Origin of the sequence: Stappia sp. ES.058, from assembly GCF_900105595.1 — a bacterium.
Lineage (GTDB): Bacteria > Pseudomonadota > Alphaproteobacteria > Rhizobiales > Stappiaceae > Stappia.
Genome location: NZ_LT629784.1, coordinates 2,866,582 through 2,879,246 on the forward strand (window position 1 = coordinate 2,866,582; position 12,665 = coordinate 2,879,246).

General features: G+C 61.4%; 9 protein-coding genes. 5 read left to right on the plus strand and 4 right to left on the minus strand.

What is annotated here, in order from left to right:
- Positions 1 to 215 precede the first annotated feature (215 nt).
- Complete coding sequence (gene carA, locus BLU32_RS13315; protein ID WP_093807681.1) at positions 216 to 1,427, plus strand: glutamine-hydrolyzing carbamoyl-phosphate synthase small subunit; 1,212 nt, start codon at positions 216 to 218, stop codon at positions 1,425 to 1,427.
- A 120-nt stretch (positions 1,428 to 1,547) separates the two neighbouring features.
- On the opposite strand, the gene BLU32_RS13320 is transcribed toward carA, so the two are convergent.
- Positions 1,548 to 2,000 carry a MerR family transcriptional regulator gene (locus BLU32_RS13320; protein WP_208976883.1) on the minus strand — a complete coding sequence of 151 codons (453 nt, stop codon included), beginning with the start codon at positions 1,998 to 2,000 and terminating at the stop codon, positions 1,548 to 1,550.
- A 545-nt stretch (positions 2,001 to 2,545) separates the two neighbouring features.
- The gene (locus BLU32_RS13325; protein WP_172838570.1) at positions 2,546 to 3,640 is read right to left on the minus strand and encodes an AraC family transcriptional regulator; all 1,095 of its coding nucleotides are present in this window, start codon (positions 3,638 to 3,640) and stop codon (positions 2,546 to 2,548) included.
- A 323-nt stretch (positions 3,641 to 3,963) separates the two neighbouring features.
- Here BLU32_RS13325 and BLU32_RS13330 point away from each other — a divergent pair, with 323 nt between their 5' ends.
- From BLU32_RS13330 to greA, 3 genes are all read left to right on the plus strand, one after another.
- Positions 3,964 to 4,278 (plus strand): helix-turn-helix transcriptional regulator, encoded by a 315-nt coding sequence (locus tag BLU32_RS13330; RefSeq protein WP_244501701.1) that lies wholly within the window; start codon positions 3,964 to 3,966, stop codon positions 4,276 to 4,278.
- Positions 4,279 to 4,442: 164 nt separating this feature from the next.
- A complete protein-coding gene (gene carB, locus BLU32_RS13335) occupies positions 4,443 to 7,757 on the plus strand; it encodes a carbamoyl-phosphate synthase large subunit (RefSeq protein ID WP_093807687.1) in 3,315 nt (1,104 codons plus the stop codon).
- A 93-nt stretch (positions 7,758 to 7,850) separates the two neighbouring features.
- Positions 7,851 to 8,324, plus strand: coding sequence for a transcription elongation factor GreA (greA, locus tag BLU32_RS13340; RefSeq protein ID WP_093807689.1), 474 nt, complete (start codon positions 7,851 to 7,853; stop codon positions 8,322 to 8,324).
- A gap of 783 nt (positions 8,325 to 9,107) precedes the next feature.
- Here greA and BLU32_RS13345 read toward each other — a convergent pair.
- On the minus strand, positions 9,108 to 10,529 hold the full coding sequence (locus BLU32_RS13345; RefSeq protein ID WP_093811022.1) for a DUF2235 domain-containing protein: 1,422 nt from the start codon (positions 10,527 to 10,529) through the stop codon (positions 9,108 to 9,110).
- A 408-nt stretch (positions 10,530 to 10,937) separates the two neighbouring features.
- Positions 10,938 to 11,414 carry an Lrp/AsnC family transcriptional regulator gene (locus BLU32_RS13350; RefSeq protein ID WP_093807691.1) on the minus strand — a complete coding sequence of 159 codons (477 nt, stop codon included), beginning with the start codon at positions 11,412 to 11,414 and terminating at the stop codon, positions 10,938 to 10,940.
- 168 nt (positions 11,415 to 11,582) lie between these two features.
- Here BLU32_RS13350 and BLU32_RS13355 point away from each other — a divergent pair, with 168 nt between their 5' ends.
- Positions 11,583 to 12,587, plus strand: a complete 1,005-nt coding sequence (locus BLU32_RS13355) for a mitochondrial fission ELM1 family protein (protein ID WP_093807693.1) — start codon at positions 11,583 to 11,585, stop codon at positions 12,585 to 12,587.
- Positions 12,588 to 12,665 lie beyond the last annotated feature (78 nt).

Below are 12,665 nucleotides of genomic sequence, written 5' to 3' on the forward strand. Positions count from 1 at the left end.
CGCGCCGCCGAAACCGAGCCACGGCAGCATGTCCAAGCGAGGTATAGACCTATCTATTTGATTTATTATGATTATTTTTAACAGTCCGAGAGTTGACCACTGCGCTGGCATCCCATAAAGTGCCGCGATTGACGCACCGTTGACACTTCAGTCGTGCACAGTCAAGGCGCCTCGAGCGCTTAACCTTGTCACCTTTGTGATCGAGAAAGCAAGATATGACGACCGCTGACGTCTGGTCCGCGACGCCGACCACGGCCGTACTGGTCCTGGCCGACGGGACCGTGATCGAGGGCCAGGGCTTTGGCGCCACCGGCCAGGCCTGCGCCGAAGTCTGTTTCAACACCGCGCTCACCGGCTACGAGGAGATCCTTACGGACCCCTCCTATGCCGGCCAGATCGTCACTTTCACGTTTCCCCACATCGGCAATGTGGGAACCAACGAGGAAGACATCGAGACGGTCAACATGGCGGCCTCCTCCGGCGTGCGCGGCGCGGTGGTGCGTGCCGACGTCACCGAACCGGCGAATTATCGCGCGAGCCGCCACTTCAGCGAGTGGATGAAGGCGCGCGGGATCGTCGGTCTGTCGGGCATCGACACGCGCGCGCTGACAGCTCTGATCCGCGAAAGCGGCGCGGCGAACGCGGTGATCGCCCATGACCCGGATGGAAATTTCGACCTCGAGGCGCTCAAGCTTGCCGCCGCCAACTGGCCAGGCCTCGTTGGCATGGACCTGGCGAAGGACGTGACCGCCGGCCAGAGCTATCCCTGGTCCCAGACCACCTGGGAATGGGACAAGGGCTACGGCACCCGCGAGGGCGGCACCTTCAAGGTCGTGGCGATCGACTACGGCATCAAGCGCAACATCCTGCGCCTTTTGACCGATGCGGACTGCGACGTCACCGTCCTTCCGGCAACGGCCAGCGCACAGGACGTTCTGTCGCGCGATCCCGACGGTATCTTCCTGTCGAACGGCCCGGGCGATCCGGCGGCGACCGGGGACTATGCTGTGCCCGTTCTCCGTGAACTCGTCGACAGCGGCCGGCCGGTTTTCGGCATCTGCCTCGGCCACCAGATGCTGGCGCTGGCGCTTGGCGGGGAAACCGTGAAAATGCACCAGGGGCACCATGGCGCGAACCATCCGGTGTTCGACCGCACCACGGGCAAGGTCGAGATCACCTCGATGAACCACGGTTTCGCGGTCGATGGCGCTTCGCTTCCCGGCACCGTCGAAGAGACGCATGTCTCGCTGTTCGACGGATCGAACTGCGGCCTGCGCCTCAAGGAGAAGCCGGTGTTTTCCGTGCAGTATCACCCGGAGGCTTCGCCCGGACCGCGCGACAGCCATTATCTCTTCCGCCGCTTCACCAACCTGATGCGCGCGCGCAAGGGCGAAGACGAACTGCCGGAGAAAGATGCCGCCGCCTGACCTTCGCGTCCCGTGAGCGAGACAAGACAAAAGGCGCCGCGGGTACCCGCCGGCGCCTTTGTTTTTGCTAGGGTCAGGACCTTGCGTTTGCCCGGGCCAAAAAAGCCAGAACGGCCGGCGTCAGGCTTTCGCGCCGGACTTGATGAGATTGTCGAGCGCATCGAGCACGCCGGTCATCTCGTCGACCTGTTCGACGATTTGCGCCTGCTGTTCCTTCAGGATCTCGTCCTGCCGTGCACAGATCTCGCGCAAGGCCTTGAGCTGCGTCTCGCGCGCCTGCTTGCCCTCGACCAGAGAAATCACCTCGCGGATTTCCGTCAGCGTCAGACCAACACGCTTGGCCTGGAGGATCACGCGCATGCGGCCCACGTCACGCGGGCCATAGTGTCGCCGGGCGCCACGGCGCTCGGGGTTCAGCAACCCCTTTTCTTCATAGAAACGCAATGCGCGCAACGTCACGCCGAATGTGTCCGCCATTTCGGCGATGGACAGCTTTGCGTCATCGGAGGAATCAATACGAATCGGACCGGCCAGGTCCGGAACTGCGACTGACGTTTCCGATAATTTCAGCATTCCGATACTCATCGTTTTCCCGATCTTTCGCGTCGTGCGAGGAAGAATGCGGAGATTTATCCGCCACCAACCGCTCAGGCGGTCTCTTTCAGGAACGCCTCCGACCGACACACCCGGCCTGTGACCGGATCACCCGACAGCGGGCATATTCCCAAGCGGCAGTATGCCACTGCCGGCACGTAAGCACGTTCTCCAAACGCGCCATTTTTTTATCTGCGGAGACCAAGGCGCGCATTTTTCGAAAAAAAAACATGAAAACTGCGCATGGAACAAAAAATTCCGTTGAGTGAATAACGAAAATTTATGGCATCATAAATTTTCATGATAGTAAAAACTATGCATCACGCGAATTCATCGAGTTTGTAACTACAATTCGAGTGAACCGACACTTTATTTATTTTGAAGTTCTGAACATCCAAAGGCTATAAATCCAATAAATATTTAAAAAAAGAAATATAGATCATGGAGGTATCCGGGCAAAATCCGTCCGGTTCGGGCGTTCCCCGCCTGACGGTATACTGCGGTTTCATAGGCAAGGCCGAGCCTCAGGTCGGCTCCACGCGAAGCGAATCGATCCCCCGGACGTCCGTCGCCACGGACCTGGCCCGCTGATCGAGGCGCCACATGGATGGCGGGCACCCAAACCAGCGCCGGGCGGCCCGCGAGAAGTTTCCTGTCGCCGAAAACCCAAGCCGGTATGCGATCTCGGACACGGACATGCTGGTATGACCGAGAAAATCGACCGCCATGCGATAGCGAACAGCGTCATGAAGCCCCTGAAAGGTCTGCCCGCGCTCCTGCAGGCGGCGCTGCAGGGCGCGTACGCTGATCGCCAGTGCGGCGGCAACAGTCGACGCGGTGAGGCCGGGATCGGCCACCCGTTCCGCGATGGCGTCGCACACGCGCGAGATAAAGTCCTCCGCCCTGCGCCTGTCGTCGAGGCGGCGACGGTTCAACTCGCACAGGGCCGCGAAGAGATCGTCGTCGCGCATCGGATTGGGCTGCCGGGCATTGTCGACTTCATAACGAAGACAGTTCACCTCGGCCTCGAACCGCACCGGCACTCCGAAGAACGCCTCATGGGCATGTGTCGATACCGGGCGGCTGCGCGCGAGCGCGACCTTGGAAAGCCGGACCCCTTCGCTGCTGACCTGTTGCAAGCGCAGGAACGTCTTGCTGGTGGTTCGGTCGATCATTTGGTCGCTGCAGACGATTTCCGGAGACAGGGCGAATGCGATGGAAGCGCTGCCGGTGGCGTGTCTGGCTCGAACCACCGACAGGTCGAGAACGATGCAAATGAACTTCGCGGTCGTCTGCAACGCCGTCAGGAAGTCCGGCGCGTAGCGCAATGCCAGCGAAACCGTGTCGTCGCGACCCGGTCCCATGTCCTTCGACCAGTTGAGCGCGAAAGTCTCGTCCCCGGAATAGGCAGCACAGACTTCCAGAGAGCGCGCATGCGCCCGCAGGCTGATATGATCGCCAAGAGTCATCGGAGCGCTCAACCCGTCGAGACCGTTCTCCTGCATCACGCGATCGTAGGGAACGCCACGCACCTTGCAGTAGTCCGCCAGCCCCGCCTGTGCCCGCGAATGTATGAGAAGCGTATCACTCAAGGCCTTGAGGCCGTTGCGCGCAGGCATGGGCATTGTTCCATCGAACGGAAAGGCGGGCGTTTGAGGCGACGGTCGATCCGCGGGCGGGAGGGTGCGGCGCCGTCAAGTCAGACTTTAGTATTTATCAACAAATTGTCAGAGAGGTCCAGTGCGCGTTGGTGCATCTGTCGCGCAATCCCCAATCGAGGTAAATATCGACAGATCGGCGTCCGGGTTTGACATTTTCCAAGCGAGGAACGATTCATTGGCGAATCCTTGCATTGTCCCATCCAGGCTCAGACGCGGGCCGGACGCGACAAGAGCATGATCACGGGAGCAGGAGCCGAACGCTTGCGGGTCCGGAAACGAAGATGAAGACGACGACGGGTTCCGATGACGATTTCGAGACCATGACACCGGAACGGTTTCGCCTGTGGCGCAAGGCACTGGGCCTGAAGCAGAAGGACGCTGCCGATCGCCTGGGTTTGAAGAAGCGGATGATCCAGTATTACGAAAAGGGCGACCGTGACGGTCGACCCGTGGAAATCCCCAAGTCGGTCCGCCTCGCCTGCTTTGCCATCTCCAGCGGGATCGACGATTTCAACGGCACCGGAACGGTCGTGGCCGGGGCGCCCGGGCAACCCGCGCCCGCCGATCGGGAACCGGAAACCGCCGGCCACGACTGACGGAACACCCGACGCGACGATTTGCAGACGCACCATGCCAGCGATGGGGTTTCGCAACCCGCGCTTTTTGCCTATAAGCCGCGTTCAGCCGACCCATTTGCCGTCACCTCACCCTCCCGCCCCGCCATACGCAGCGGACGCGGGCGAAGTCTCGCGAGCCACACATGCCCAAACGCACAGATATTTCCTCAATTCTGATCATCGGAGCGGGTCCGATTGTCATCGGGCAAGCCTGCGAGTTCGATTATTCGGGCACCCAGGCGTGCAAGGCGCTGCGCGAGGAAGGCTTCCGGACGATTCTGGTGAACTCCAATCCGGCGACGATCATGACCGACCCGGATCTGGCGGATGCGACCTACATCGAGCCGATCACGCCGGAGATCGTCGCCCAGATCATCGAGAAGGAGCGTCCCGACGCGCTGCTTCCCACGATGGGCGGGCAGACGGCGCTCAACTGCGCGCTCTCCCTGCGCAAGATGGGGGTGCTGGAGAAATTCGGCGTGGAGATGATCGGCGCGACGGCGGAAGCCATCGACAAGGCCGAGGACCGCGAGCTGTTCCGCCAGGCGATGACGAAAATCGGGCTGGAGACGCCGCGCTCGCGTCTCGCCCATTCGCTGTCGGAGGCGCTGGATGCACTCGACGACATCGGCCTGCCGACGATCATCCGCCCCTCCTTCACGCTCGGCGGCACCGGGGGCGGCATCGCCTACAACCGCGAGGAATACCTGGACATCATCGAGCGCGGCCTCGACGCCTCGCCGACGAACGAGGTGCTGGTCGAGGAGTCTGTGATCGGCTGGAAGGAGTACGAGATGGAGGTCGTCCGCGACAAGGCGGACAATTGCATCATCATCTGCTCCATCGAGAACATCGACCCGATGGGGGTGCATACCGGCGATTCGATCACCGTCGCGCCGGCGCTGACCCTGACCGACAAGGAATACCAGATCATGCGCGACGCCTCGCTGGCGGTGCTGCGCGAGATCGGCGTCGAGACCGGCGGCTCGAACGTCCAGTTCGCGGTCAATCCGGAAAACGGCCGGCTCATTGTCATTGAAATGAACCCGCGCGTGTCGCGCTCCTCCGCGCTCGCCTCCAAGGCGACCGGCTTCCCGATCGCCAAGATCGCCGCGAAGCTCGCCGTCGGCTACACGCTCGACGAGCTGGAGAACGACATCACCGGCGGCGCGACGCCGGCCTCCTTCGAGCCGTCCATCGACTACGTGGTGACCAAGATCCCGCGGTTTGCCTTCGAGAAGTTCCCCGGCGCCGAACCGCTGCTGACGACCGCGATGAAATCCGTCGGCGAGGTCATGGCCATCGGCCGGACCTTTGCCGAAAGCCTGCAAAAGGCGCTGCGCGGTCTGGAAACCGGCCTCGACGGCCTCAATGAGGTCGAGATCCCGGGCCTTGGCCAGAACGACGACAAAAACGCCGTTCGCGCCGCCCTTGCCTCGCCGACGCCCGACCGTCTGCTGAAGGTGGCGCAGGCCGTGCGCCTCGGCACCGATCTCGACCAGATCTATCGCTCCTGCCACATCGACCCGTGGTTCCTGCGCCAGATCCGGGATCTCGTCGAGACGGAGGAGAAGATCCGCGCCCACGGCCTGCCGGATCACGCGCAAGGCCTGCGCTCCCTGAAATCGATGGGCTTTTCCGACGGCCGCCTTGCAGCACTTGCGGGCCTGGAGGAGCGCGAGGTGATGGAGTTGCGCACCCGCCTCGACGTGCACCCGGTCTACAAGCGCATCGACACCTGCGCGGCCGAGTTCGCCTCGCCGACCGCCTACATGTATTCGACCTACGAGCCGCCCTTCGCCGGCAAGCTTGCCGACGAGGCCGATCCGAGCGACCGCAAGAAGGTGGTGATCCTGGGCGGCGGTCCCAACCGCATCGGCCAGGGCATCGAGTTCGATTATTGCTGCTGTCACGCCGCCTTCGCGCTGCAGGACGCCGGTTTCGAGACCATCATGGTCAACTGCAACCCGGAGACCGTGTCGACCGACTACGACACCTCCGACCGGCTCTACTTCGAACCGCTGACGGCGGAAGACGTGCTGGAGATCATCAGGGTCGAGAAGCGCAAGGGCACGCTGCACGGCGTCATCGTGCAGTTCGGCGGCCAGACGCCCTTGAAGCTCGCCCAGGCGCTGATGGATGCCGATGTGCCGATCCTCGGCACCTCGCCCGACATGATCGATCTCGCCGAGGACCGCGACCGCTTCCAGAAGCTCCTGCACAAGCTCGGCCTCAAGCAGCCGCAGAACGGCATTGCCTATTCCGTCGAGCAGAGCCGGCTGATCGTCGCCGACCTCGGCCTGCCGCTCGTCGTGCGCCCCTCCTACGTGCTGGGCGGACGCGCGATGCAGATCATCCGCGACGAGGAGGCGCTCAACGCCTATCTGCTGGGCACGCTGCCCGAGCTGGTGCCGGGCGACGTGCGCGCCAAGTACCCCAACGACAAGACCGGCCAGATCAACACGGTGCTCGGCAAGAACCCGCTGCTGTTCGACCGCTATCTCGACGGCGCCATCGAGGTCGACGTCGACGCGGTCTGCGACGGCACGGACGTCTTCGTCTGCGGCATCATGGAGCACATCGAGGAAGCCGGCATCCACTCCGGCGACAGCGCCTGTTCGCTGCCGCCCCATTCACTGTCGGCGGAGACGGTCGAGGAACTGACCCGCCAGGCCAAGGCCCTGGCCAAGGGCCTCGCCGTCGGCGGACTGATGAACGTGCAGTTCGCGATCCGCAACGGCGACATCTTCGTGCTGGAGGTCAACCCGCGCGCCTCGCGCACGGTGCCCTTCGTCGCCAAGACCATCGGCCACCCCATCGCCAAGATCGCCGCCCGCGTCATGGCGGGCGAGAAACTCGCCGACTTCGCCCTCGAGCTGCCGCCGCTCGAGCATGTCGCGGTCAAGGAGGCGGTGTTCCCCTTCGCCCGCTTCCAGGGCGTCGACACGGTGCTCGGCCCGGAAATGCGCTCCACCGGCGAGGTGATGGGCCTGAGCCGGTCCTTCGAGGTCGCCTTCGCCAAGTCGCAGCTTGGCGCCGGCGCCCGCGTGCCGACCAGCGGCACCGTCTTCGTCTCCGTGCGCGATGCCGACAAGGAGCGGGCGCTCGATCCCATCGAGCGGCTCGCGCGTCTCGGCTTCAGGATCATCGCCACCCACGGCACCCAGGCCTTCCTGGAAGAGCGGGGAATTTCCTGCGCCAAGGTGAACAAGGTGCTTGAAGGGCGACCGCACATCGTCGATGCTATCAAGAACGGAGAGGTCCAGCTGGTCTTTAACACGACCGAAGGGGCGCAGGCCCTCTCCGACAGCCGGTCGATGCGCCGCGCGGCCCTCTTGCACAAGGTTCCCTATTACACGACCTTGGCAGGAGCCATCGCGGCCGCGAAAGGGATCGAGGCATACGCTTCAGGCCAGCTTGAAGTGTTTCCCTTGCAGGCCTATTTCGCGCAGACCTGACTTCAGAGCGTCCCGACCGGGAACCCCGGCCGGGCGAATGTCTTTTATCGCGCGCCGGCAATTCGGCGCGCGCAAGTGAAGGGTCGGAGACCTATGGAAAAAGTTCCGATGACAAGCGCCGGCTACACAATGCTGGAGAAGGAACTGAAGCAGCGCACATCCGAGGAGCGGCCGCGCATCATTCAGGCGATCTCGGAAGCCCGCGCGCACGGCGACCTTTCGGAAAACGCGGAATACCATGCCGCCAAGGAGCAGCAGAGCCTCAACGAGGGCCGCATCAGCGAGCTCGAGGACAAGCTCGGCCGCGCCGAGGTCATCGACGTGACCAAGCTGTCCGGCGACACGGTGAAGTTCGGGGCGACCGTCACGCTCGTCGACGAGGACACCGAGCAGGAGAAGAAATACATGATCGTCGGCGACGTCGAGGCGGACGTGAAGCTCGGCCGCATCTCGATCTCCTCGCCGATCGCCCGCGCGCTCATCGGCAAGGCCATCGGCGACACCGTCGAGGTCACCGCACCCGGCGGCGCGCACGCCTATGAGATCATCAACGTCACCTTCAACTGATACTGGCATCTGACGCCGGAAAATGGCGCCGGCACCTGGCGCCGGGATCGCGACGCGACCCGCGCGCCCAAGGCGCGGTCGGTCACACGCAAGACACGCCGCGCGGAAAAAGGCTCCGGGCGGCGTTTTGCGTTATGGATCAGACGCTTGCGCGCGGTTGATCGGCGCGCGTGCAAAATCGCGTAATTTTGCGCGCGATTTTGCGAATTTTGCGCGTCGAGTTGACGATATTGATCGAGTTGGCGCTTGCAGGCACGCGAACCGGACGGCACCTGTCGAATCCGTTTCCGCGAGACTTGTCCCCGCGCGCGTCGGACCGCCGAAACGGGGCCAAGATCGCCGTCGCACAGCGGGTGGGCGCACCTCGCAACGCCACGCTCCGGCCGGCTCCTCCGCGACATCCATCACACGCGATATCCCCGCCCCTGACGTGCTTCCGACAAGGCTCACCGATCAGCCGGCAACTTAAGCGACCGACGTCGCGACAGTCCCCGACCGGCACCCGACAGGCACGGCGACCGCCCCAGGCTCCAGCGTCATCCCGGACCTGATCCGGGATCCATTGGCAACCTCGGCCAGGACGGAAAGGGCGAGGCGCTGGCGGCCTGCAGAAGCAGGCGAGGCGTGGTCGCGCCGCGATCGAGAAGGTTCAAAGCACCCTCGTCCCAGCTGTTTCACTGGAACCACGGATCATTCTTGGTCTGGCGGATGGTGCAGCTCGTACGGAGGCTGTCGACGTTGGGGACGGCGACTAGGTCACAAATCAAGCGAGTATTGAAACTACTAAAAATACTTACTTGTTTTTGGGTGAGACTTAAGTTGAACCGGACGATAAGGTTTCATCTCACCCAAATGAGACACATGCTCAGCATTCAAACGCTCATGTACAGTCGGATGTAAAATAGCATCCTCAGGCAACATTCGCGGCGTAACCTTCCAAGGAATTTTCACAAACAGAAAATCAAAGATATATTTTTCTTCGTGCTGCATACCCGTTGGGTCTGACGACAAGTGCAGTTTATCGCGATTTATCTTCAAATCAGGTACACACTCAAACAGTTCATCCAGCATCCATTGGAGTGTGATGTCGCTCAATCGCGACTCCGTTTCTGGATAGCTACCACCTACATCGCTATGGCACCCCGCGAACCAGACTTGTCGAAGCCATTCCGGCTGACGCCCCTCTGTTTTCTTAGCCTCTGCATGTGCCGCCCATTTAACGCGCGGAAATTTCTTTCTGTGCTCATCAATCGCAAGGGCATGACGCGCATGAAGAACATCAGAATCAAGCCATCTATCGTAATTCTCCATTTTCCACTTCGCAAAGTGCCCATTTCTCCAAATCGACAACCAATGCAAAGGATTTTTTAGGCTCAAAGGCCGGTCCCCATCTGGTGAAAAATACTTCCATTGGCTCCATTTTAATTTCAAGTACCAAAAACAAATTACCAAAGCCGTAGTCACCAAAGGTAAGACAACAAGCCAGTTCCATGAAGTAAACAACAGCCAAGCGGATAATATCGCGACCAATGAAAGTCCGCCCCACGTCAGCATACTAGCCTGCGCACTCCCAAGAGCCGCAACCGTGTCAAAGACCCCGATAAAGGTTGGCTGCACATTCCCTTGAACGTCCGTTTCAGCATCCGGAACGAAACTGCCATATTTTCTCCTGAAACGCTTACCTAGCTCTTCGCGATTAGAATAATGAGGCTCTTCTCCACGAGGCCTTCCATTTCCGTGATTGTAAACGAAATTGACAGCATCGCTTGCGATCTTCCGGAGCTTTGGCCCAAACCTTGGAGCCGGAGAACCGTCAGGCATTCGCGTTGGAATACCACAAAGATTCATGACATTCGCCACCGCACGGACCGTATAGGCCCCGCGAGAAAACCCGAACAATAAGATGCGATCTCCAGGCTCGTAGTAAGAAATGATTTTTTCGTAGCAATCGATGACATTCTCGTCGATCCCAGTCCCCAAGGCCGCCGAGAGTGTGTTTCTGATACGTTTAAAGGTTAGCCCACCAACTTCGCCTGAGCCAAGTCCCGGATCATAAAAACAAACTTGATCCTTTGGACTGATAGGAGAAGACGGGCCCGGGCGCATGGCCCGATACATTTTATAAATGTTGGACAGCCTTTGATCGGGACGCAATCCTCCACACTGGCCAGTGCCATCTGAAAATATCAAAATATTCTTCGGCATTATTAGATCCCCATTATAGAAATCAGTCGCGTCCATTCTCTTTTTCGAATAAATCTAGAGTCTCTTCATCTCGACGGCGACTCAACCCTTCTCCTCGATGTAGGCAGGGGTGCTTCACCCGGGACAGGCCTATTCCACCCTCAAAATGGACCCACCCGCCGTTCGGCATTGAAATACTAATTATTTCGGCACCACAGACCGGACAGTCGTTCCTATAGGTACTTCGTTCGGCACCCGAAGTGATATTGGAGAAAACCCAGCAAGACTTCACGAGCACAATTCGCCCTTTTGGTGTTCGCCTGCGATGGCCCTTTCTTCGAAACCATTTCACGACACATACAACCCTGCGGCGGATGAATCTCCCGTAAGGTTATTGCGAAAAATTATTGCGTATCAAGAGAATTCAACTCACCCCAGTTCCTTCATCGGCACGACTGGATCGTTCTTGGTCTGGCGGATGGTGAGCGCGGTGCGGACGCTGTCGACGTTTGAGGCGGCGGTGAGGTCGCGGATGATGAAGTTCTGGAAGCTCTGCAGGTCCGGCACCACGCATTTCAGCAAAAAGTCGACCTCGCCCGACAGCATGTAGCACTCGCGCACCTCGGGCCAGCCGTTCACCGTCTTTTCGAAGGCGATGAGATCGGCCTCGGTCTGGCTGTGCAGGCCGACCATTGCGAAGGCGGTGACCTCGTAGCCGAGCTGCTTTTCGTCCAAGAGCGTGCGGTAGCCGCGAATGAGGCCAGCCTCCTCCAGCGCCCGCACCCGGCGAAGACAGGGCGGCGCGGAAATCCCGACGCGGCGCGCAAGCTCCACATTGGTGATGCGTCCATCGGCCTGCAGCTCGTTCAAAATGTGCCAATCAATCGCATCGAGGCGGATTTTCACACTGGTCTCCTTCGCAATTCACTGGCACAGACGGGCGGCGCGGCATGGCCGGACGGCCCCCGCGCAGCGGCGTTTCACGCCCCGCGCCGGCAGGACGCGGAACCCGTGTTCCTTCTTAGCGGCTTATGATTTTTTGCGTAAGTCTGCAATAGTGTAACAACGAGCGGCATGAACAAGAAATATCACGAAAGCGAAGCGCCTGTGGACGACGCAAGCATCTGGATCGTCAGCGACGGCAAGGCCGGCGACGAGACCCAGTGCTGCGGCGTCGCCGAGGCGCTTGGGGCCCGCTCCATCGAGGTCCACCGCGTGCGGCCGCGCGCGCCCTGGCGCTGGCTGATGCCCCGCGGCGGCATCGACCCGCGCGACGCACCTGAAAGACAAGGCTCGCCCATCGCCCCGCCCTTCCCCGACATCGCCATCGCCTCGGGCAGGCGGGCGGTCGCCTATCTGGCGCGGATCAAGCGCGACAGCGGCGGGCGCACCTTCACCGTGTTTCTCAAGGACCCGCGCACCGGCACCAGGGCGGCCGACCTGATCTGGGTCGCGGAACACGACAGATTGCGCGGCGACAACGTGGTGGTGACGGCGAGCGGCCCGCATCGCTTTTCGCAACAACGCATCGAGGCCGCGCGCGCAGAGCCCCTGCCGGAGATCGCCGCACTGGCGCATCCGCGCGTCGCCGTGCTCGTCGGCGGCGACAGCCGCACCCACCGGTTTCTCGATCTCGACGTCTCCCGGTTTGTCGAGGGGCTGGCGCGGCTGGCGGGCGGCGGCGCGCATTTGACGATCTCGACGTCGCGGCGCACGCCGCAGCCGCTGGTCGACGCGCTCGCGCCCTATGGTGCATCGCCGGACCATCTCCTGTGGACGGGCGAGGGAGAAAACCCGCTCTTGCAGTATCTTGCCAATGCCGATGCCATCGTCGCAACCGCCGATTCCGCCAACATGATCGGGGAGGCGCTGGCGACCGGCCGGCCGATCCATGTCTTCCATCCCTCCGGCGGACACAGGAAGTTCAACGCGTTTCTGGAGGCTTTGACGCGCATCGGCGCCGTCCACCCCTTCCCTGGACGGTTGAAAACGACTACCTACGAACCGATCGATTCAACGCTGCGGATCGCCCAGGCGATCAAACGGGCTTACGCGGCGCACCGCGCCGGCATCCGGTGACCTGTCACGCATGACAGGCAACCAGGCGCATGCGCCGGACAGCCGCCTGTCCAAGGCCCGGCTTTTCAAGGAGAGTGC

What these genes read in the sequence shown, in the direction of transcription:
- carA (WP_093807681.1), top strand. Translation starts at nt 216, where the DNA reads ATGACGACCGCTGACGTCTGGTCCGCGACGCCGACCACGGCCGTACTG.
- BLU32_RS13320 (WP_208976883.1), bottom strand. Translation starts at nt 2,000, where the DNA reads ATGCTGAAATTATCGGAAACGTCAGTCGCAGTTCCGGACCTGGCCGGT.
- BLU32_RS13325 (WP_172838570.1), bottom strand. Translation starts at nt 3,640, where the DNA reads ATGCCTGCGCGCAACGGCCTCAAGGCCTTGAGTGATACGCTTCTCATA.
- BLU32_RS13330 (WP_244501701.1), top strand. Translation starts at nt 3,964, where the DNA reads ATGAAGACGACGACGGGTTCCGATGACGATTTCGAGACCATGACACCG.
- carB (WP_093807687.1), top strand. Translation starts at nt 4,443, where the DNA reads ATGCCCAAACGCACAGATATTTCCTCAATTCTGATCATCGGAGCGGGT.
- greA (WP_093807689.1), top strand. Translation starts at nt 7,851, where the DNA reads ATGGAAAAAGTTCCGATGACAAGCGCCGGCTACACAATGCTGGAGAAG.
- BLU32_RS13345 (WP_093811022.1), bottom strand. Translation starts at nt 10,529, where the DNA reads ATGCCGAAGAATATTTTGATATTTTCAGATGGCACTGGCCAGTGTGGA.
- BLU32_RS13355 (WP_093807693.1), top strand. Translation starts at nt 11,583, where the DNA reads ATGAACAAGAAATATCACGAAAGCGAAGCGCCTGTGGACGACGCAAGC.